Annotated in this window: 21 protein-coding genes; 13 read left to right on the forward strand and 8 right to left on the reverse strand. The window is 72.2% G+C overall.

Features of this window, described 5'->3' with window-relative positions; genetic code table 11:
• Window positions 1–11: 11 nt before the first annotated feature.
• The 8 genes from AB0898_RS13255 (at window position 12) to AB0898_RS13290 (ending at window position 6,966) form a co-directional block, all read left to right on the forward strand.
• On the forward strand, window positions 12–704 hold the full coding sequence (locus AB0898_RS13255) for a hypothetical protein (RefSeq protein WP_366802998.1): 693 nt from the start codon (window positions 12–14) through the stop codon (window positions 702–704).
• 94 nt (window positions 705–798) lie between these two features.
• Complete coding sequence (locus tag AB0898_RS13260; RefSeq protein WP_366802999.1) at window positions 799–1,563, forward strand: HipA family kinase; 765 nt, start codon at window positions 799–801, stop codon at window positions 1,561–1,563.
• Complete coding sequence (locus AB0898_RS13265) at window positions 1,560–2,009, forward strand: DUF3037 domain-containing protein (protein WP_366803000.1); 450 nt, start codon at window positions 1,560–1,562, stop codon at window positions 2,007–2,009. The genes AB0898_RS13260 and AB0898_RS13265 overlap by 4 nt, the downstream gene beginning before the upstream one ends.
• Before the next feature lie 144 nt (window positions 2,010–2,153).
• On the forward strand, window positions 2,154–2,915 hold the full coding sequence (gene fabG / locus AB0898_RS13270; protein ID WP_366803001.1) for a 3-oxoacyl-ACP reductase FabG: 762 nt from the start codon (window positions 2,154–2,156) through the stop codon (window positions 2,913–2,915).
• A gap of 52 nt (window positions 2,916–2,967) precedes the next feature.
• Window positions 2,968–3,729 (forward strand): SDR family oxidoreductase, encoded by a 762-nt coding sequence (locus AB0898_RS13275; protein WP_366803002.1) that lies wholly within the window; start codon window positions 2,968–2,970, stop codon window positions 3,727–3,729.
• Between the two features lie 243 nt (window positions 3,730–3,972).
• The gene (locus AB0898_RS13280) at window positions 3,973–5,550 is read left to right on the forward strand and encodes an ABC transporter substrate-binding protein (RefSeq protein WP_366803003.1); all 1,578 of its coding nucleotides are present in this window, start codon (window positions 3,973–3,975) and stop codon (window positions 5,548–5,550) included.
• Window positions 5,551–5,643: 93 nt separating this feature from the next.
• The gene (ung, locus tag AB0898_RS13285) at window positions 5,644–6,330 is read left to right on the forward strand and encodes a uracil-DNA glycosylase (protein ID WP_366803004.1); all 687 of its coding nucleotides are present in this window, start codon (window positions 5,644–5,646) and stop codon (window positions 6,328–6,330) included.
• Between the two features lie 141 nt (window positions 6,331–6,471).
• Complete coding sequence (locus tag AB0898_RS13290) at window positions 6,472–6,966, forward strand: hypothetical protein (RefSeq protein WP_366803005.1); 495 nt, start codon at window positions 6,472–6,474, stop codon at window positions 6,964–6,966.
• Window positions 6,967–7,110: 144 nt separating this feature from the next.
• Here AB0898_RS13290 and AB0898_RS13295 read toward each other — a convergent pair whose 3' ends face one another.
• The 3 genes from AB0898_RS13295 to AB0898_RS13305 all read right to left on the reverse strand — a co-directional run bounded on the left by AB0898_RS13295 (window position 7,111) and on the right by AB0898_RS13305 (window position 8,864).
• On the reverse strand, window positions 7,111–7,530 hold the full coding sequence (locus AB0898_RS13295; RefSeq protein ID WP_366803006.1) for a hypothetical protein: 420 nt from the start codon (window positions 7,528–7,530) through the stop codon (window positions 7,111–7,113).
• A 115-nt stretch (window positions 7,531–7,645) separates the two neighbouring features.
• Window positions 7,646–8,113 (reverse strand): DinB family protein, encoded by a 468-nt coding sequence (locus AB0898_RS13300; protein ID WP_366803198.1) that lies wholly within the window; start codon window positions 8,111–8,113, stop codon window positions 7,646–7,648.
• A 166-nt stretch (window positions 8,114–8,279) separates the two neighbouring features.
• Entirely contained in the window at window positions 8,280–8,864 is a 585-nt protein-coding gene (locus AB0898_RS13305; RefSeq protein WP_366803007.1) for a TetR/AcrR family transcriptional regulator, read from the reverse strand.
• Between the two features lie 94 nt (window positions 8,865–8,958).
• Here AB0898_RS13305 and AB0898_RS13310 point away from each other — a divergent pair, with 94 nt between their 5' ends.
• Complete coding sequence (locus AB0898_RS13310) at window positions 8,959–10,185, forward strand: FAD-dependent monooxygenase (protein WP_366803008.1); 1,227 nt, start codon at window positions 8,959–8,961, stop codon at window positions 10,183–10,185.
• An 8-nt stretch (window positions 10,186–10,193) separates the two neighbouring features.
• On the forward strand, window positions 10,194–11,105 hold the full coding sequence (locus AB0898_RS13315) for a Gfo/Idh/MocA family oxidoreductase (protein ID WP_366803009.1): 912 nt from the start codon (window positions 10,194–10,196) through the stop codon (window positions 11,103–11,105).
• Here the strand turns inward: AB0898_RS13315 and lnt are convergent.
• Together lnt and AB0898_RS13325 are read right to left on the reverse strand one after the other, a co-directional pair.
• Window positions 11,023–12,606, reverse strand: coding sequence for an apolipoprotein N-acyltransferase (lnt, locus tag AB0898_RS13320; RefSeq protein ID WP_366803010.1), 1,584 nt, complete (start codon window positions 12,604–12,606; stop codon window positions 11,023–11,025). The genes AB0898_RS13315 and lnt overlap by 83 nt on opposite strands.
• Before the next feature lie 53 nt (window positions 12,607–12,659).
• Window positions 12,660–14,081, reverse strand: a complete 1,422-nt coding sequence (locus AB0898_RS13325) for a hypothetical protein (protein WP_366803011.1) — start codon at window positions 14,079–14,081, stop codon at window positions 12,660–12,662.
• A 128-nt stretch (window positions 14,082–14,209) separates the two neighbouring features.
• On the opposite strand from AB0898_RS13325, the gene AB0898_RS13330 reads away from it, so the two are divergent.
• Complete coding sequence (locus AB0898_RS13330) at window positions 14,210–15,766, forward strand: oxidoreductase (RefSeq protein ID WP_366803012.1); 1,557 nt, start codon at window positions 14,210–14,212, stop codon at window positions 15,764–15,766.
• Here AB0898_RS13330 and AB0898_RS13335 read toward each other — a convergent pair.
• Window positions 15,763–16,143 carry a nuclear transport factor 2 family protein gene (locus tag AB0898_RS13335; RefSeq protein WP_366803013.1) on the reverse strand — a complete coding sequence of 127 codons (381 nt, stop codon included), beginning with the start codon at window positions 16,141–16,143 and terminating at the stop codon, window positions 15,763–15,765. The two genes, AB0898_RS13330 and AB0898_RS13335, sit on opposite strands and share 4 nt — an antisense overlap.
• A gap of 120 nt (window positions 16,144–16,263) precedes the next feature.
• On the opposite strand from AB0898_RS13335, the gene AB0898_RS13340 reads away from it, so the two are divergent.
• On the forward strand, window positions 16,264–17,001 hold the full coding sequence (locus AB0898_RS13340; RefSeq protein ID WP_366803014.1) for a VOC family protein: 738 nt from the start codon (window positions 16,264–16,266) through the stop codon (window positions 16,999–17,001).
• Between the two features lie 35 nt (window positions 17,002–17,036).
• Here AB0898_RS13340 and AB0898_RS13345 read toward each other — a convergent pair whose 3' ends face one another.
• Both AB0898_RS13345 and AB0898_RS13350 read right to left on the reverse strand, forming a co-directional pair.
• On the reverse strand, window positions 17,037–17,915 hold the full coding sequence (locus AB0898_RS13345; RefSeq protein ID WP_366803015.1) for an undecaprenyl-diphosphate phosphatase: 879 nt from the start codon (window positions 17,913–17,915) through the stop codon (window positions 17,037–17,039).
• Window positions 17,916–18,071: 156 nt separating this feature from the next.
• Window positions 18,072–18,935, reverse strand: a complete 864-nt coding sequence (locus tag AB0898_RS13350) for a VTT domain-containing protein (protein WP_366803016.1) — start codon at window positions 18,933–18,935, stop codon at window positions 18,072–18,074.
• A gap of 322 nt (window positions 18,936–19,257) precedes the next feature.
• Between AB0898_RS13350 and tuf the strand changes: the two genes are divergently transcribed.
• Window positions 19,258–20,427, forward strand: coding sequence for an elongation factor Tu (tuf, locus tag AB0898_RS13355; protein WP_366803017.1), 1,170 nt, complete (start codon window positions 19,258–19,260; stop codon window positions 20,425–20,427).
• Window positions 20,428–20,445 lie beyond the last annotated feature (18 nt).

The raw sequence follows: 20,445 nt of genomic DNA on the forward strand, positions 1-20,445 counted from the left end.
AACACGTGAGGATGCGGACAGTGATCAGTCGTAGGTCGGTACGTGCGGGACTGCTCTCCGCTGCCGTGGCCGGCTCGTTGCTTCTCGGGGCCACGGGCTGTAGCGGTGACGAGGACAAGACCGGCCTTCCGAAGGACTACAAGGTCGTTGCGGGGACACAACTCTGCGGTGGCAATTCCATATCCGCGGACGCGTCCAAGGCGCTGAAGGTGATCACGGGTGCGTCGCGCTTCGAGGCGTCGTCGAAGAGTTACACCGTCGCGCAGGCCGCGTCGGACCTTGCTTTGGCAACGCCGGACTTGACCGTCGGCAGAGAGGATGCCTGCCGTGTCTTCACACCCATCGGCACGCCGCATTTCAAGCTGGTGATCACCTGGCGGCTGGCCGACAGCGCCCCTACGGACAGTCCGGCGGCCCCGGAATTCACCGTACTGAAGATGGGGGACGAAACTCTGGCTGCGGCGGACAAGGCGTACGTCTTTTTCGCGTGCCGGAGTGACAAGTTGGTCGGCTCGTCGGGAGAGGCTCACATCGTGATCGGCGTGGAGCGCGGAGGCATGCCGAAGGACCCCCAGGACAACGTGCGGGCGTTGAAGAACGCCTACGCCACCGTCGCCCACTCCTTCTCCCTGGCCATGGCCAAGCAACTCCGCTGCGAGAACAACGGCGGGCTCCCCGCGAGGCCCGTGCTGGATCCCGCGTAGCGATCACCCTCGGTTACTATGCTCACTTCATACCGGAGGCCGGAAGCAGAGGGCGCACATCCGTCGGCGGAGTGCCCGGGGAGTGGGGCGGAACATGCTGAAAGACGTCACCGCCACCCGGTACATCACGCCGCTGCGTGAGGGTGGCTCACTGCCGGGGCTCGTCGAGGGCGACGATCTCCGGGCGTACGTCATGAAGTTCACCGGCGCGGGGCAGGGGCGCAAGACGCTGGTCGCCGAGGTGGTGTGCGGGGAGCTGGCGCGGCGGCTCGGGTTCCGGGTGCCCCGGCTGGTGACGCTCGGCCTCGACCCCGTCCTGGGGCTCGCCGAGCCGGAGCGGCAGGTGCAGGAGCTGCTGCGGTCCAGCGGGGGCGTCAACCTCGGCATGGACTTCCTCTCCGGCGCCCTCGGCTACGACCCGCTCGCCTTCCCGGTGACGCCCGGGGAGGCGGGCCGGATCGTCTGGTTCGACGCGCTGATCAACAACGTCGACCGCTCCTGGCGCAACCCCAACCTCCTCGTGCAACAAGGGCAGTTGTGGCTCATCGACCACGGCGCCACCATGATCTGGCACCACAACTGGCCCTCCGCCGACGCCTCGGCCGCCCGCCCCTACGACGCCTCCGACCACGCGCTGGCCCGCTTCGCCCCGGACGTCGCCGCCGCTGCCGCCGAGCTGGCCCCGCAGGTCACCGAGGAGCTGCTCGCCGAGGTCACCGCCGAGATCCCGGACGCGTGGCTGACCGGCGAGCCCGGCTTCGACACCCCGGACGACCTGCGCCGCGCCTACGCCCGGCCGCTGCTCGCGCGGGCGGTCTCCGTCCATGAGCGCATCAACGGCCTCCAGGAGAGCAAGTGAGCGAGCACCACATTCACATGGCCGGACATGTGGTCGAGCGCCACATCACCCGGACGGGTCAGGGCGGCGACCGCGATGTGTACGAGTACGCCCTGCTCCGCGTCGTACCCCGCGTCGAGCGCGGCGAGCGGATCAACGCGGGGGTCGTCGTCTACTGCCGCGCCCACGACTACGTCGGTGCCCGCACCCATCTGGACGAGGCCCGGCTGCTCGCCCTCGACCCGGCGGCCGACGTGGCCGGGATCCGGGCCGCGCTCGGTGCCGTCGAGCGGATCTGCGCGGGCGGGGAGGGCGCCGGCCAGGCCGCGGGCGACGACGCCGGACGGCGCTTCCGCTGGCTGATCGCGCCGCGCTCCGCCGTCGTACAGCCGGGACCCGTGCACACCGGGCTGACCGCCGATCCGGTGGCCGAGACCGAACGGCTGCTCGACCTCCTGGTCAGGTAATGGATCACACCACCCGGTGTCCCGTTGACACCGGGTGCCAGTGCTTCTAGCGTCACGGGTGCGGAAGGTACTAAGCGGTCGCTCACCGCACTCGGGTCCGGTCAAGGGCCACTCGGGTTCTCTCAAGGGCGAGGAGAAGCAGCAATGTCCACCACTGAACAGCGGGTCGCGGTAGTCACCGGCGCGGCACGAGGGATCGGCGCCGCCACCGCCGTACGCCTGGCCGCCGAGGGTCACGCCGTCGCCGTGATCGACCTGGACGAGGCCGCCTGCAAGGACACCGTCGAGAAGATCAGCTCGGCGGGCGGCAAGGCCATCGCGGTCGGCGCGGACGTCTCCGACGAGGCGCAGGTCGAGGCCGCCATCGCCCGCGTCGCGGAGGAGCTGGGCGCGCCCACGATCCTCGTCAACAACGCCGGCGTGCTGCGCGACAACCTGCTGTTCAAGATGAGCGCGTCCGACTGGGACACCGTCCTGAACGTGCACCTTCGCGGCTCCTTCCTCATGACCAAGGCCGTCCAGAAGCACATGGTCGACGCGGGCTTCGGCCGGATCGTCAACCTCTCCTCGTCCTCCGCGCTCGGCAACCGCGGCCAGGCCAACTACTCGGCCGCCAAGGCGGGTCTGCAGGGCTTCACCAAGACCCTCGCCATCGAGCTGGGCAAGTTCGGCATCACCGCCAACGCCGTCGCCCCCGGCTTCATCGCCACCGAGATGACCAAGGCCACCGCCGAGCGCGTCGGCATGGGCTTCGACGACTTCAAGAAGGCCGCCGCCACCCAGATCCCGGTCCAGCGCGTGGGCGAGCCCGAGGACATCGCCAACGCCATCGCCTTCTTCACCGGCGAGGCGGCCGGATTCGTCTCCGGCCAGGTGCTGTACGTCGCCGGCGGACCGCTCGACTAGTCGCCCGGGCAGCTGAAGAACCTAGTCACTCGGGAATCTGAGGATCACGGACATGACTGAACTCCCGGAGCTCTCCGGCAAGGTAGCGCTCATCACGGGCGCGAGCCGGGGCATCGGCTACGGCGTCGCGGAGGCCCTGATAGCGCGCGGCGACCGCGTGTGCATCACCGGCCGCAACGAGGAGGCGCTGAAGGAGGCCGTCGAGCGGCTCGGCGCCGAGCGCGTCATCGGCGTCGCGGGCAAGGCGCACGACCTCGACCACCAGAGCGCGGTCGTCGAGCGCACCATGGAGGCGTTCGGCCGCATCGACTTCCTGGTCAACAACGCGGGCACCAACCCGGTGTTCGGCCCCATCGCGGACGTCGACCTGAACGTCGCCCGCAAGGTGTTCGAGACCAACGTCATCTCGGCGCTCGGCTTCGCCCAGAAGACCTGGCACGCCTGGCAGCGCGAGAACGGCGGCGCGATCGTCAACATCGCCTCCGTGGCGGGCCTGGCGCCCTCGCCGTTCATCGGCGCGTACGGCGTCAGCAAGGCCGCCATGATCAACCTGACCCAGCAGCTGGCGCACGAGTTCGCGCCCCGGGTGCGGGTCAACGCGATCGCCCCGGCCGTGGTGAAGACCAAGTTCGCCGAGGCGCTCTACGAGGGCCGCGAGGCGGAGGCCGCCGCCTCCTACCCGCTCGGCCGGCTCGGCGTGCCCTCCGACATCGGCGGGGCCACCGCCTTCCTCACCTCCGAGCAGTCCGACTGGATCACCGGCCAGACGCTCGTCGTGGACGGCGGCATCTTCCTCAACGCCGGGGTGGGCTGACCCTCCCCTCGGGTGCCTTCCGGCCCCTGACCGGCCGTCTCTTCCGGGCGTCGTTCCCCAGCGGAACGGCGCCCGGAGTGCTGTACGGCGGCCGGTCGCGGTGCGGTGACGCGCCCGGTCGCCGCCATGACAACGTCGTCACCGCCGGATCCGTCAACAACGGCTGTTTCAGGGGAGGTTCAGGAGGCGTAATGCTGCGGTATGGTCTGCCGACCTTGGTACGGCGGATCGAGGAGCGTGCGCGTGTTCAAGCGGAACCGATTCCTTCGAAGAGTCGCGGCGGCCGCGTCCATCAGCCTGGTGTCCGGCTGCGCCCTGCTCCCCGGCAGCGCCCGGACCGACGACGGCCCGATCGTCGTCGGCACCACCAGCGCCCCCAGCACCCTGGACCCGGCCGGGTCCTGGGACGGCTCCTGGGAACTGTTCCGCAACGTCTACCAGACGCTTCTCGCCTACCCCAACGGCGCCGTCACCCCCCAGCCCGACGCCGCCCAGAGCTGCGACTTCTCCGACTCCACGGGCCTCACCTACCGCTGCCGGCTGCGCCCGGGCATGAAGTTCTCCGACGGCCACCCGCTCAACGCCCAGGCCGTGCAGGCGTCCGTCAACCGTATCCGCGTCATCGACGCCCCCGGCGGTCCCGCCGGTCTGCTCGGCAGCCTGGACCGGGTGGAGACGTCCGGCGACCGCGACGTGATCTTCCACCTCAAGAAGCCGGACGCCACGTTCCCGTTCGTGCTGGCCACCCCCGCCATGTCGATCGTGGACCCCCGCGACTACCCGGCCCACTCCCTGCGCGACAAGGGCGACGTCCACGGCTCCGGCCCGTACCGCCTCCAGTCCTACGACGAGGGCAAGGAGGCCGTGCTCGTCCGCAACGACCGCTACGAAGGCTTCGCCAAGCGGCTCAACGACGCGGTGACCATCCGCTACTTCCAGGACTCCGGCTCCATGGTCCGGGCGCTGCGCGGCAAGAGCATCGACGTTACCTACCGGGGTCTGGCCGCCGACGACATCGTGGCCCTGGAGAAGGAGGACCGGACCGACCTCCAGCTGATCGACGGCGCCGGCACCGACATCAGCTACCTGGTGTTCAACCCCAAGGACCCCTGGGCCCGGCAGGACGCCGTACGCAAGGCCGTCGCGCAGGTCGTCGACCGAGGGGCCATCGCGCACCGGGTCTACAAGGACACCGTGGACCCCCTGTACTCCATGGTCCCCAAGGGCCTGGTCGGGCACACCACGCCCTTCTTCGACACCTTCGGCGACCCGAGCACCGCCAAGGCCCGCAAGATCCTCACCGGCGCGGGCATCACCCGGCGCGTCCCGCTCACCCTCTGGTACACCAGCGACCGCTACGGCTCCGAGACGGCCCTGATGTTCCAGGAGCTGAAGCGGCAGCTCGACGCCTCGGGGCTGTTCACGATCACCCTGAAGGCCCGGCCCTGGAAGAGCTATGTGGCCGGCTACCAGAAGGGGGAGTACCCGGTTTTCGGGCGCGGCTGGTTCCCGGACTTCCCCGACCCGGACAACTTCATCACGCCGTTCGTCGGCGAGAACAACGCGCTCGGCACGCCGTACCCGGCCAAGAAGATCACCTCCGTCCTGCTGCCCCGCTCGCGCGCGATGCGCGACCGCGCCGAGGTGGTCAAGGACATGGCGGAGGCGCAGCAGGAGATGGCGGACGACGCGCGGCTGCTGCCGCTGTGGCAGGGCCGGCAGTACGTGGCGGCCAACGGCGACATCTCCGGTGGGGAGCGGGCCCTCGACCCCTCGACCATCATGACGATGTGGGAGCTGTACCGGAAGACCAGCTGGTGAGAGGGGGCGTACGGCATCCTCGCGTGCTCGTTGTCAGTGGTCGCCTGTAGGTTCTGAGTGCTGGAAGTGACCGCACATCGTGAGGACGTTGACGTGACCGACATCGCCATGCTGCCCGAGTCCTGGCGCGGGGTTCTGGGCGACGAGCTGGAGAAGCCCTACTTCAAGGAGCTGACCGAGTTCGTCGAGGAGGAGCGGGCGAAGGGCCCCGTCTACCCCCCGCGCGAGGAGGTCTTCGCGGCACTCGCGGCCACGCCGTACGACAAGGTCAAGGTCCTCGTCCTCGGCCAGGACCCGTACCACGGCGAGGGCCAGGGGCACGGCCTGTGCTTCTCGGTGCGGCCCGGCGTGAAGACGCCGCCCTCGCTGCGGAACATCTACAAGGAGATGCATGAGGAGCTGGACCTCCCGGTCCCGGACAACGGCTATCTGATGCCGTGGGCGGAGCAGGGCGTCCTGCTGCTGAACGCGGTGCTGACCGTGCGCGCGGGCGAGGCCAACTCGCACAAGAACAAGGGCTGGGAGAAGTTCACCGACGCCGTGATCCGCGCCGTCGACGCCCGACCCGACCCGGCGGTCTTCGTCCTCTGGGGCAACTACGCGCAGAAGAAGCTCCCCCTGATCGACGAGACCCGGCACGTGGTCGTCAAGGGCGCGCACCCCTCGCCGCTGTCGGCGAAGAAGTTCTTCGGCTCGCGTCCGTTCACCCAGATCAACGAGGCGATCGAGAAGCAGGGGCACGAGGCGATCGACTGGCGGATTCCGAACCTGGCCGGCTGAGCGGGTCCGTAGGGGGGTGCTGCCGGTCCGGGCGTGTCACCCCGGTGTACGGGGCCGCCTGCCCGGCATCTTCGCCGGCTGCGGTTAGCGTCGGGGCAGGCGGGCCGGACGGCGGCCCGGCGGGACGGCTCGGAGGGCGCGGTGGCGGAGCGGCAGGAGCAGGCGGCGCCGGATGCCGTGCTGACCCGTATCGGGCAGGTCGTGATGCTGCACCACGGCGGTGACCGCGAGGAGGCCCAGCGGCGCCTGCTGGAGCTGTGGGCCGAGACGGCCGAGGCCGGCGACCCCCTGCACCGCTGCACCCTGGCCCACTACCTCGCCGACACCCAGGACGACCCGGACGCCGAACTCGCCTGGGACCTGAGGGCCTTGTCGGCAGCCCAGGAGCTGACCGGCACCGACCCCTCGCCGGTCCGGGGTTTCTACCCCTCCCTCCACCTCAACCTCGCCGCCGACTACCTCAAACTCGGCCGCTCCGACGCCGCCCGCACCCATCTGCACCGCGCCCGCCGCGCCGCCGACTCCCTCGCCGACGACGGCTACGGCGCGGGAGTCCGGGCCGCCATCAGCCGGCTGGAACTCCGGCTGGGGGACGGGGAGGGGTTCGGACCGCCGCGCCAGCGGCCGGTGGGGTAGCGGGGGCGCGGGCGGTGGCCCCGCGCGGCCGGGCGAAGCGCCGGCCGGCGGATGTGACGCCGGTGCCTGGCGGGGCGAGCGCGTCCCCTGCCCGGTCGGGCGACCGGCGCCTGGGTGTCGCGCGAGCGGCACCCGTCCCGCCCCTCAACGCCCGTACGCCCGCCCGCAGATCACCGACGCCGGGCTGTCCTTCCGCCAGCCGCCGTACTTCCGGCCGAGCGCGCAGATGTCCGGTGCCCTGACGGTCGGGCGGGACCGGGGCGCGGGGGCCGGGCGGGGTGCGGGGTGCGGGGCCGGGCCTGTGGGGGTGGGGTGCGCGGCCGGGGGCGCCGGCGGGGGAGTGGAGGGCCGGGGGGAGGCGGCCGGGTGCTTCGGGTCGTCCGGGGGCGGCCCCATCCGCGCCAGGGCCTCCCGGGCGGGCGCCTGTACGGGGCGGGGGGCTGCCGCCGTGCCCGCCGCCGGGCGGGGGGCGACGGGGGCCGGGCCATGCACGGTCACGCAGGCGGTGAGGGCCGAGACGGCCACGGTGACCCAGAGCGCTGCGGTGGTCGTCGGTCGATGCACTCGGGCCACTTTGCTGGCCGGGCCGCCGCCTTGGCACCGGGTAACCACGGGTGGTCCACTCGCAGGAGTGATCCCGTCGCCCGCAGGGAGGACGCGGACGTACCGAGGGTGACGCTCACTCGCCGGTGCGGCCGTCGATCCGTTCGCGCAGCAGGTCGGCGTGGCCGTTGTGGCGGGCGTACTCCTCGATCATGTGGGTGTAGATCCAGCGGAGGCTGTAGCGCCGCTCGTCGGTGGGGCGGCGCCTGCCCAGCGAGAGGTCGTCCAGCTCGAAGCGGGCCGCGTTGCTCCGGGCGGTCTCGATCTCGGCCTGCCAGGCGGCGTACGCGTCCTTCCAGGTGTCCGCCCCGGTGAGGTGGAGGTCGCCGTCCGGGTCCTCGTCGGTCCAGTAGATGTACCCCTGGTCGTCGGCGGCCAGCACCTTGCGGAACCAGGACCGCTCCACGTCGGCCATGTGCCGCACCAGGCCCATCAGCGACAGATCGGACGGCGGCACGGACGCGGTGCGCAGCTGCTCGTCGGTCAGGTCCTCGCACTTCCAGGCGAGGGTCCGGCGGTGGTACTCCAGCCAGCCCTCCAGCATGGCGCGTTCACCGGCGTCCAGGGCGGGGGAGGGGCGGTCGGCGGGGGCGGGAGCCTCGACGCGGGTCTGGCTTTCGGCGGAGGCCTGGCTCTCAGCAGTCATGATCGGCATCCTCGCAGCCGGTCCGCGACGGCGACAGCGGATTTACGGGGTCCTCTCGCGGGCCTCAGCCGCGCAGCATCCCCGCCAGCAACTCCCGCAGATCCGCCCGGACTTCCTCAAGGCCCGGCACCTCGCGGCTGAACGAGCCCGCCGTGCACGCGAACATCAGGCCGTCCATCCAGGCCAGCAGCGACAGCACATGCCGGGCCGGGTCGGGCGAGCCCGCGGCGGTGAGCAGCGCGGCCAGCTGGTCCTTGAAGACGGCGCCCGTCGCGTCGTAGAAGGCGCGCAGCTCGGGGCGGCGGGTGGCCTCCAGGGCGAGTTCGTAGCGGGCGACCAGCAGGTCGCGGCCCTCGGTGAGCAGACGGTGGACCGCCAGCGCGAGGCTGTCGGCCAGGGCCCGCGCGCCACCGGCCGGGTCCGGCAGCTCGCCCTCCGCCAGCACCGCCGCCTCGCGCTCGGCGTGCCGCCGTACGGCGAGTTCCAGGAGCGCCTGGCGGGTGCGCGCCACGTTCGACGTGGAGCCCTGCGGCAGGCCGGCCGCCTCGTCCACGGCCCGGTGGGTCAGCCCGCGCATCCCGCGCTCGGCGAGCAGGGCGATGGCGGTGTCGGCGACCAGGGCGGCGCGGTTCGGGGTGCTGACGGGCATGGGGTCGACCCTACCGGCGCCCCGCCGTGCTACTACGGGTGTAGTAAGGTCGGCCACGCACTACAGATGTAGTCGAACGTCGAACGGAGGAGTCATGGCGGAACGCACGCGCGCACTCGTCGTCGGCGGCGGGATCGGCGGTCTCGCCGCCGCGGCCGCCCTGCACCGGCGCGGCTGGGAGGTCACCGTCCTGGAGCGGGCCCCCTCGCTGGAGCCGGTCGGCGCCGCCCTCTCGGTCGCGCCCAACGGCCTGCGCGCCCTCGACGTCCTCGGCATCGGGGACGAGATCCGCGACCTGGCCGCCTGGCAGGGCGACGGCGGGCTGCGCGCGCCGAGCGGACGGTGGCTGTCCCGGTCCGACGCCGAGGCGATGGCCGCGCGGTTCGGCGGTCCGCTGGTCCTGCTGCCGCGCACCACGCTGGTCGACCGCCTGGCCGCGTTGCTGCCGTCCGGCGCGGTCCGAACGGGCGCCCCCGCCCGCCTCGTCGACCCCGGCGCAAGCGGCAGGCCCGCCCGAGTGGCCGTCGGGGACGAGGAGTTGGAGGCCGAGCTGGTCGTCGGTGCCGACGGCGTCAACTCCCGTGTCCGGCAAGCCCTGTTCCCCGAGCACCCCGGCGCCGAGTACACCGGCTTCACCACCTGGCGCCTGCTGATCCCGCTGCCCGGCGCGGAGTTCGCCTCCCACGAGACCTGGGGCCGGGGTTGTCTCTGGGGCACCCACCCGCTCAAGGACGGCCGGGTCTACGCGTACGCGGCCGCAGCGGCCCCACCCGGACGACACGCCCTGGACAATGAACTCAGCCACCTCCGGCGGGAGTTCGGAACCTGGCACCAGCCGGTCCCCGACGTGCTCGCCGCCGCCCGCCCCGAGGACGTGCTCCGGCACGACGTGCACCACATCGCCCGGCCCCTGCCCGCGTACCACCTCGGCCGCACCGCCCTCCTCGGCGACGCCGCGCACGCCATGCCGCCCATGCTGGGCCAGGGCGCCAACCAGGCCGTCGAGGACGCCGTGGTGCTCGCCCACCACGCCGCCCACCACACCCCCGGCCACGCCCCCGGCCTGGCCGCCCGCCACGCCCCCGACCTGGCCGCCTACACCGCCGCCCGGCTCCCGCGCACCACGGACATCGCCCGCCGTTCCGTCCAGGCGGCCCGGCTCAACCTGGCCGACGGCCGCATCACCTGCGCCCTGCGGGACAACACACTCGCCCTCGCCTCCAAGGCCGTCCCCACCCTGCTGCTGCGCGGCTTCGACACCGTCGCGGCCTGGCGGCCGCCGTATCCTTCCGCAGAGGAACACACGGAGTACCGCCACTAGGAGAGCATGTGAAGGTCGGCTGCATCGGACTCGGGGACATCGCGCGGAAGGCCTACCTTCCGGTGCTCGGCACGCTGCCCGGGATCGACCTCCACCTCCAGACCCGCACCCCCGCCACCCTGAAGGCCGTGGCGGACTCGCTGCACCTGCCCGAGGAGCGGCGGCACGAGAGCCTGGACTCCCTCCTGGACGCGGGTCTCGACGCCGCCTTCGTGCACGCGCCCACCGCCGTCCACCCCGAGATCGTCACCCGGCTCCTCGAAGCGGGCGTCCCCACCTACGTGGACAAGCCCCTCGCCTACGAACTCGCCGACGCCGAGCGGCTGGTGGCGCTCGCCGAGGAGCGGGGCGTGTCCCTGTTCGTCGGCTTCAACCGCCGGTACGCCCCCGCGTACGCGCAGTGTCTGGAGCACCCGCGCGAGCTGATCGTCCTCCAGAAGAACCGGGTCGGGCTGCCCGAGGAGCCCCGCTCGATGGTCCTGGACGACTTCATCCACGTCATCGACACCCTGCGCTTCCTCGTCCCGGGCCCGGTCGACGACATTACCGTGCGCTCCCGCTCCGTGGACGGGCTGCTGCACCACGTCGTCCTCCAGCTCGCCGGCGACGGCTTCACCGCGCTCGGCATCATGAACCGGCTCAGCGGCTCCGCCGAAGAGGTCCTGGAAGTCTCCGGGCAGGACACCAAGCGCCAGGTCGTCAACCTCGCCGAGGTCATCGACCACAAGGGCCAGCCGACCCTGCGCCGGCGCGGCGACTGGGTTCCGGTCTCCCGGCAGCGCGGCATCGAGCAGGCGGTCCTCACCTTCCTCGACGCCGTCCGTGCGGGCGAGCCGCTCAGCGCCAGGGACGCGCTGGCCACCCACGAGCTGTGCGAGCGGGTCGTACGAGCGGTTCAGGACCCGTCCGGCGCGGCCTGAGCGCCCGTACGCCCTCCGCCGCGCCCAGCGAGGCCAGCACCAGGAGCGCGCCGCGCACCGCCCAGTCGCCGTGGCGGACGTACGGGGTGACACCGCGCGCGAGCGGTACGTCGTAGACGCGGGCGGTGTCCGCGTCCGTGCCGAGCCAGGGGCCGAGGCGCCGGCCGTCCGGGCCGTAGACGGCGCTCACCCCGGTCAAGGTGGCGTGCACCATCGGGCGGCCGGTCTCGGCGGCGCGCAGCGCGGCCAGCGAGGCGTGCTGCTCCGGGGCCCAGCTGCCCTGGAAGGTCGAGGTGGAGGACTGGCCGAGCAGCACGCCCGCGCCGTCGTCCGCGAGGTGGCGGCTCATGTCCGGGAACGCCGTCTCGAAGCACACCAGCGGGCCGATCCGCAGCCCGTACCCGGCGTCCATCACGACCTGCTCGGTGCCCCGGTGCCGGTCCTCGCCGGCCGCCTTGCCCACGGAGGTGGCCCAGCCGAGGAGGGAGCGGGCCGGTATGTACTCCCCGAAGGGGACCAGCCGCATCTTGTCGTACCGCTCGCCGGTCGGGCCGTCCGGGCCTATGAGGACGGAACTCTTGTACACGCCCGGCCGGTCGGAGCGGCGCGCGTCCACGTTCACCAGGACGTCGGCGCCGGTCAGCCGGGACAGCGCGGCCAGCCGGCGGGCCAGGTCCGGGCGGGCGGCGAGATCGTGGCCGACGCTGCTCTCGCCCCACACCACCAGGTCCACGTCCTGCCCGGCCAGCCGCCGGGTCAGCCGCTCCTCGCGGTCGAAACGGTCGTCCACACTGCGCGGACCGTCCACGACACCGGGCTGTACGACGGCGATCCGGGCCGTCCCCTCCGTCGCCGGACGCGGCGCCCACGCCCAGGCGGCCGAGGTCGCGGCGGCGGTGGCCAGCAGCGAGGCGGCGGCGGGCAGCCGGGCCGCGCGCACCGCGATCAGCGCCGCGACCGCCACGTTCACGGCCACCACCAGCCAGCTCAGCAGCCACACCCCGCCCACGGAGGCGAGCCGCAGCGCGGGCTCCACCTCCCACTGACTCGCCCCGAGCATCCCCCACGGCCCGCCGAGCCCCTGCCACGACCTGACCAGCTCCACCACCAGCCACGCCGACGGCAGCACGGCCATGGCAGCCGCGCAGCGCCCCGGCGACGGCATCCCGCCCAGCAGCCTGCGCACGAGCCACCCCCAGGGCGCCCACAGGGCACCGAGCAGCGCGGCGATCAGGAAGATGAACACGTGCAGGCTCGGCAGCAGCCAGTTGTGCACCGCGAGCAGGAATCCGAACCCGCCGCACCAGCCGTCGTACGCCGCTCTGCGCGCGCTCGGCGCCGAGCGGGCCAGGAGGATCCACGGCACGAGACCGACGTAGGCCAGCCACCACCAGGCGGGCGCCGGAAACGCGAGCACGGGCAGCGCCCCCGCCGCCACGGCGACACCGGAGCGCCGCCACGGCCCCTCGATCCATCGCCCGCCGTCCCACGCACCGCTCATCCGGAGTCTCCCCACTCCTTCGGCCTGCTTCCAGTGTGCGCCGCGTGGGCGATCTACGACAGGGGCCCCCAGGGTCCGCCTCGGCGGGGGATGCCGATGCCGTCCAGGTACCGGTGCATGGCCTCGACGGGAAGAGCGGGGTTGCGGAGGGCGTGGCAGGCGGTCTCCGGATCCTGGACGCTCCGGAGGAGGAGGTCCACCGGCAGCGCGGGGTGCGCGGCCGCCATGCCGCGCACGTGCTCGTCGGGGTCGTTGAGCAACCGGGCCACTGTGCCGGCGGGTGCTTCGGGGTCGAGTCCCACCAGCCGTCGTCTGCCCGGGTCCGGGTCGTCGGCGAAGCGCTGTGCGTTGCCCGCGCGCGGGAAGTTCGGGTGTTTCAGGAGACCGCCCTTGGTGATGACCTCGCAGTCCAGGTAGGTCTGGAGCACCACCTCGCCGCCGACGGCCGGCTGGTTCTCGCACAGCAGGAGCCGTACGGCGTGGTCGTCGTCCCCGGACAGCAGGTCGATGGCATCGGCGGGCAGGTGCCTGCCGCAGGCGGCGCTGCGCCGCAGCAGGATGTTGGACGACCTGGCGCATCGGCGCAGGACGTCGGGATCGGCGCAGAGGCGGACCCATTCGACGGGGTACAGCCGGTCGGACGGCTCGATGGTGATGTCGATGGCAGCCCGTTCGGCCTCCGTGAGTTCGGGCCGTACCGATACCGCCAGCCGTACGCTGTGCGCGTCGTCGTTCGCCAGCGTTCTGACGAGGTCGATCGGAACGTTGAGGTTGGCCGCCAGGGACCTCCGGTCCGCCTCTTCCGCGCTCGCCGCGAGCCGTTCGGCGGTTGCCGCGCTCATGGCGCCGTACTCGATCACCTCGCGCCTGGTGAGGCTGCTGATTTCCGCGCCGAGGAGGAGGTCCGTGCGGGCGGCGTCGTCGCGGCAGGCCGCCAACTGGGCCGCCCGGCGTACGGTGTCGTACGGGTCGTCGAGCAGCTGGTTTCGCACGTCCTCGGAGAGCAGGGACCACTGGCCGCAGGCCGCTCGGCGTAGGTCCGATTCGGGGTGGGCGGCCAGTTCCGCGACCAGGCCGGGAGCCGTCAGGCGGCAGAAGGCCGCGCCGCGGCGGACCCCCGGCTCCGGATCGGCGAGCAGGCGCCGCTGGGCGGACAGGGGCAGGGGCGCCACGGAGACGCGGAACCCCTGGGGTCCGACGGCCAGAGCCTGGCGGACCCGCGGATCGGCGTCGTCCACGAGCCGGGCGCGTTGTCCCGGTGTCGCCGACGGGTTCTGGGCGAGACTCGTCCGCAGCCAGTCATGGGGATGCGCGACGATCGCATCCACCACCTCGTCCGGCAGAGCGCGCCAGGCGAGCGCGTACCAGGCCGCTTTGGCTTCCTCGGCCAGCATCCTGATCAGGACGTCGGGCGGCGCGGCGGGATTTCCCGCGAGTGCGGGGAGGGTCTCGTGGTGATCGTGTGTGCCCCGCATGTGCCCTCCCCGTCAGCCCGTCGGCGTCGCGGGCCTGCGGATTGTGTACGTGAGGGGGGTGGGGCGTCAAGGCCGGTGATCATGTGGTGGGCAGGACAGTACCGAGGGAAGATCACTACTCTGCAGGGGTGCTGTCCTACGACGAACTGACCTCGGCGGAGCGCGAGTTGTGGGATGCGTTTCCCGAGGGGTGCCGGGTCGATCTGCGTACGGGTGCGGACGAATCCGGCGCGGGCGATGCCCTCGCGGACGATTCCGTCGAGGGCGCTCACTGGCAGCCCGAACGCACGGTGCGTGCCGCTGTCGTGGCGATGCTGCTCCTCGGCGCGAACGGTGACCAGGCCGGGACCGTTGCCGCGCTGCGGCTCACCGGGGCCCGGATCACCGGCCGTCTCGATCTGTCCGGGGCGGAGGTCTGTCACACGGTCTCGCTGCGGTACTGCCGGCTGGACGAGGCCGTGAGCCTGCGCGGGGCCACGACCCGGACCGTCGAGCTCACCGACAGCTGGACACCCGGGATCGACGCCGAACTGGCCCGCGTAGAAGGGGACTTGGACCTGCGGAGGTCCACCGTCGAAGGCGGCATGCTCACCGTCGTCGGCGCCCATGTGGCAGGCAACCTCCTCCTCACGGAGGCCAGGATCGCGAGCGCCGGAGAGTGGGCCGTGCTCGCCGGCGGTCTGTCCGTGGAGGGCGGCCTCTTCGGCCGGCGGCTCACCACGCGGGGCGGGCTACGGCTGCCCGGCGCACAGCTTCGCAACGGCCTGTACCTGCCGGCCGCGCGGCTGGAGAACGCCGGTGGCGTCGCGCTCGCCGCGGGTGCCGTGACCGCCTCCGCCGTGGACTGCTCCGAGGGCTTCACCGCCGAGGGGGAGGTCCGGTTCCGCAGGACCCGGACAGAAGGTCCGCTGACTCTCGCCGGAGCGCGTCTGAACGGCACCGGCATCGCCCTCGACTGTGTCGCGATGCAGGTGGGAGAGCTCGACTACACGCCCGCCGCACCACCCGAGGGAACGGTGGACCTCCGCTCCGCTCGTGCCGCCTGGTGCCGGGACCGCGACGAGTGCTGGCCGGAGAAGGTGCTGCTCGACGGGTTCACGTACGACGCCCTCCGCTTCGAGGACAGCGCGGACGCCGGAGACGAGGGCGCCACTTCCGCCAGGGACGCTGTCGCCACTCCCGCCAGTGACGATGTGGCCCGCCGACTGGCCTGGCTCCGCAGGAACCCCGGCTACGCCCCGCAGCCGTACGAGCAGTTGGCGGCGTGGTACCGCCGGATCGGCCACGACGACCACGCCCGTCGCGTCCTGCTGGCCAAACAGCGCCACCGGCGCCGGACACTGCCCCTGCCCCAGCGGGCGTGGGGACACCTGCTCGACCTCACCGTCGGCTACGGCTACCGCCCCTGGCTCGCCGGTGTCTGGCTGCTCGTCCTGACCCTGCTGGGCACGGAGTCCTTCGCGACGCGCTCCCCGACTCCGAGCAACCCCGGTGAGGGAGCGCCCTTCCACCCGCTCGTCTACACGCTCGACCTCCTGATCCCCATCGGCGGCCTGGGGCAGCGCACGGCCTGGTACTGGCCGGACGGCGCCCTCCAGTGGCTGGCGTATCTGCTCATCGCCATGGGATGGGTGCTGACAACCGCCGTGGTCGCGGGAGTTACGCGGACCCTCCAGAAGAGCTAGGCCCTGGCCCCCGCCGGGTTCGTGTCCTCGCCGAGGTAGGTGCCGTGTCCCTCGGTGACGAGCGGGCCGTCGAAGAGCAGTACCTCGTTGACCAGACCGCCCTTCTGGTTGCGGTAGTTGATGACCAGGGAGTCCACTCCGACGTAGCTGCCGACCACCTCGAACCGCAGGCCGGGGATGCGCCGCAGCCCCTCCTCCCAGTAGGCGCGCAGCGCGTCCTTGCCACGGATGACACCGTCACCGCCGAGGAGTTGCGCGGCCACCGGGGACCGGAACGTCACGTCGTCGGCGAAGTGGGCCAGCAGGGTGTCCAGGTCGTGCGCGTTCCACGCCGTCACCCAGGAGTCGACGAACGTCCGCGCGGTCACGTGATCCATGGGGCGCATTATGTCGTCGCGCCCAGGCCGGGGGCGGCCGTTCGGCCCGGGACGCGGGATGACCCGGTCCGGGGGGAATTCCGTACCGCTCTCCTGTGCGAGCTGGCTAGGATCCGCGGCATGGCGACAAGACTCGTGCAGATCAACATGAAGGCCCACGACGACTCCGCGCTCGGCCGGTTCTGGGCGGAGGCACTCGGCTGGGGCGTCGACAGCGAGGGTCCCGGCGTCACCAACCTCGAACCCGTGGGTTTCTCCTACCCGGACCCCGCGGCCGTCTGCATCGACATCATCGCCCGCCCGGAACCCAAGACGGTGAAGAACCGGGTGCACCTCGATCTGGCCACCACCTCGGCCGCCCACCAGAAGGAACTGGTCGAGCGCCTGACGAAGCTCGGCGCGACGCTTGCCGACGTGGGCCAGGGTGACGTCCCCTGGACGGTCATGGCCGACCCGGAGGGCAACGAGTTCTGCGTCCTGGAGCCCCGCCCGGTCTACCAGGACACCGGGCCGATCGCCGCGGTGGTGGTCGACTGCGCCGACCCACGGGAGATGGCCCGGTTCTGGGACGAGGCGACGGACTGGACGCTGCACGAGGTCGCCGACGACCACGCGACCCTGCGGTCCGCCCAAGGCGTCGGCCCCTACCTGGAGTTCGTCCGCACCCCCGACACCAAGAGCGGATGGAACCGCGTCCACCTCGACGTCAGCCCCTACCCCGGCGACGACCGGAAAGCGGAAGAAGCCAGACTGCGCGCCCTGGGTGCCACCGACCCCGGCATCGACCAGTCCGCGATCTCCTGGACGGTTCTGGCCGACCCGGAGGGCAACGAGTTCTGCCTGCTGAGCCCTCGCTGACCTGGAGCAGCGGCGCCGGAGATCAAGTCCGGCGCTCAGCCTGCCGATTCGGCCGCGTGGGGGCTCAGCACACCGGTGCTGACCAGCACAATCAGCGCCACGCCGAGGGCGATGCGGTACCAGACGAACGGCATGAAGCTCTTGTTGGAGATCCACTTCATGAACCATGCGATTACCGCATATCCCGAGCCGAACGCGATCACCGTCGCGAACAGGGTCGGTCCCCACGACACGTCCCCGCTCTCGCCCAGTGAGTGCTTGACCTCGAAGACGCCGGAGGCGAGGACCGCGGGGATGGCGAGCAGGAAGGAGTAGCGGGCGGCGGCCTCGCGGCGGTAGCCCATGAAGAGGCCGCCGCTGATGGTCGCGCCGGAACGGGAGACGCCCGGGATGAGGGCGCACGCCTGGCAGAGGCCGAAGATCAGGCCGTCGCGGACGCTCAGGTTCTCCAGGGACTTGCGCTGCTTGGGGGTGCGGTGGCGGGCGCCGGACTCGTCGCGGGCCGCGAGCCGGTCGGCGACGCCTATCAGCACGCCGACGACGATCAGCATCGTCGCCGTGATCCGCAGATCACGGAACGGCCCCTCGATCTGGTCCTTCAGCGTCAGCCCGAGCACACCGATCGGGATCGAGCCGACGATCACCAGCCAGCCCATCCGCGCGTCGTGCGTCCCCCGCGCCGCCTTGTCGAACAGCGAGCGGAACCACGCCGTCACGATCCGCCCGATGTCCTTGCGGAAGTAGATCAGCACCGCCGCCTCCGTGCCGATCTGGGTGATGGCCGTGAAGGCCGCGCCGGGGTCCTTCCAGCCCGAGAAGGCCGCGGTCAGCCGCAGATGGGCGCTGGAGGACACGGGCAGGAACTCGGTGAGCCCCTGGACGAGTCCGAGGACGAGGGATTCGAACCAAGACATGGCGGCAGGAGGTCCAAGCGCTCGGAAAGACGGGCGTGATCATGTGACGGGGGCAGCGTAGCGGGCCCCGATGGCAAAGTAATCATCGGGGGTTGGTCATGGGATGGTCATCCAGGCCGCTCGTCCGTCGTGGATCGAGTAGAGCGTCCTGCCGCGTCAACTGGCGTTCAGCTGATGCCTCTTGCGCCACGCCACCCACGTCCCGGCCAGTGCCGGTACGGCGATGCAGGCCATCGCGATCAGGAAGGCCGGCGAGGTCGGCGCCGAGGCGCGGGCGCCCGCGACGGCGTACGCGGCCGTGTTCGGGACCGAGCCCAGCGCCGTGGCCAGCAGGAACGGCGTGAGCCGCATCCGGGAGACGGCGGCGCAGTAGTTCGCCGCCCAGAACGGCACGCCCGGGAAGAGCCGCGCCGCCAGCATCGAGCGGAACCCGTGCCGGCTCAACTGTCCGTCCGCCGCCCGCAGCCAGCGCCCCCGCAGCAGCGGGCGCAGCGCGTCCTGGCCGAGGGCCCGGCCCAGGACGAAGGCCAGCCCCGCGCCGAACACCGTGCCCGCGAGCGCCGAGGTCAGCCCCAGCGGGGAGCCGAACAGCGCGCCCGCGGCCAGGTTCAGCAGGGGGCGCGGTACGAACGCCACCGTGCACAGGCCGTACCCCACCGCGAACACCGTCGCCGCCGCCAACCCGCCTATCCCCGGCGGAAGTTGCCGCGTCAGCAGTTGCTGGGGCGCGAAGGCCAGCACGCATGCGGCGCCGGCCGCGAGGAGGAGCAGCAGCAACGACAGGCGCGCGTACGGCGACAGCAGGACGGCGACTCCGCGCGCGGCGAATCCAGGGCGGGCGCGGGCCGGTTCGGAGACGACGAGCGCCGATCCGGAGAGGGCGAGCGCCCGTTCGCAGACGATGAGCGTCGATTCCGTTCCGGCTGGCGCCTGTTCGGAGACGGCGGGCGCCGGTTCAGGGACGGTGGCCCGGGGAGTGGCCATGGCGGTGCCCCCAGAGCGGTTGGTGGCGGCGGGCATCCGGTGACCCTAACCGACGCAGGGGTGTGATCGGTGTACGGAGACCGGCCGCCGGTGGTACCCCGGCCGCGGAAAACCGTTCGACGTGGGGCGACACGTCCGCGATGATCTGTGTCATGTTCCGGTACGCCTTCCTTCTCGCAGCATCCGCAGTCGCGGACGCACCGAAGGCTGCCGCCCCGTTCCTCGTGGCCGCTGTCGACGGCGCCCGAAGCTGACCCTCTCCGGATCGTCCGGCGGACCCCGCAGGGGGAGGGTCGGAGCGTCACCGGGGTCCCCGCGCGTTCGCGCGCCTCACGCATCACCAGCACGAGGACTTCCCATGCCCAAGACGGCATACGTGCGCACCAAGCCGCACCTCAACATCGGCACCATGGGCCACGTCGACCACGGCAAGACCACCCTGACCGCCGCCATCACCAAGGTGCTGGCCGAGCGCGGCACCGGCACCTTCGTGCCGTTCGACCGCATCGACCGGGCCCCGGAGGAGGCCGCGCGCGGCATCACCATCAACATCGCGCACGTCGAGTACGAGACCGACACCCGGCACTACGCCCACGTGGACATGCCGGGCCACGCGGACTACGTCAAGAACATGATCACCGGCGCCGCTCAGCTGGACGGCGCGATCCTCGTCGTCTCCGCGCTCGACGGGATCATGCCGCAGACCGCCGAACACGTGCTGCTCGCCCGGCAAGTGGGCGTCGACCACCTGGTGGTGGCGATGAACAAGGCCGACGTGGGCGACGAGGAGCTGGCCGACCTGGTCGAGCTGGAGGTCCGCGAGCTGCTCACCGCGCAGGGCTACGAGGGTGACGCCGTACCCGTCGTACGCGTCTCCGGGCTCAAGGCCCTGGAGGGCGACCCGCGTTGGACGGCCTCCATCGAGGCGCTGCTCGACGCGGTGGACACCTACGTGCCGATGCCCGAGCGGTACCTGGACGCGCCGTTCCTGCTTCCGGTGGAGAACGTGCTCACCATCACCGGGCGCGGCACCGTCGTCACGGGTGCCGTCGAGCGCGGGACCGTGCGGGTGGGGGACCGGGTGGAGGTGCTCGGCGCGGACGTGGAGAGCGTCGTCACCGGCCTGGAGACCTTCGGCAAGCCGATGGACGAGGCGCAGGCCGGGGACAATGTCGCGCTGCTGCTGCGCGGGGTGCCCCGGGACGCGGTCCGGCGCGGGCACGTGGTGGCGGCGCCGGGCAGCGTGACGCCCGGCCGGCGGTTCACGGCCCGGGTGTACGTCCTCTCGGCGCGCGAGGGTGGCCGTACGACCCCGGTCACGAGCGGCTACCGGCCGCAGTTCTACATCCGCACCGCCGACGTGGTCGGGGACGTCGATCTGGGCGAGACGGCGGTGGCCCGGCCCGGTGACACGGTGGAGATGACCGTGGAGCTGGGCCGCGAGGTCCCGCTGGAGCCGGGGCTCGGCTTCGCCGTCCGCGAGGGCGGGCGGACGGTCGGCGCCGGGACGGTGACCTCGGTGGAGTGAGCGCGGAGTGACCGCGTC

It is taken from the genome of Streptomyces sp. NPDC005435 (assembly GCF_040703155.1).
Taxonomy (GTDB): Bacteria; Actinomycetota; Actinomycetes; order Streptomycetales; family Streptomycetaceae; genus Streptomyces.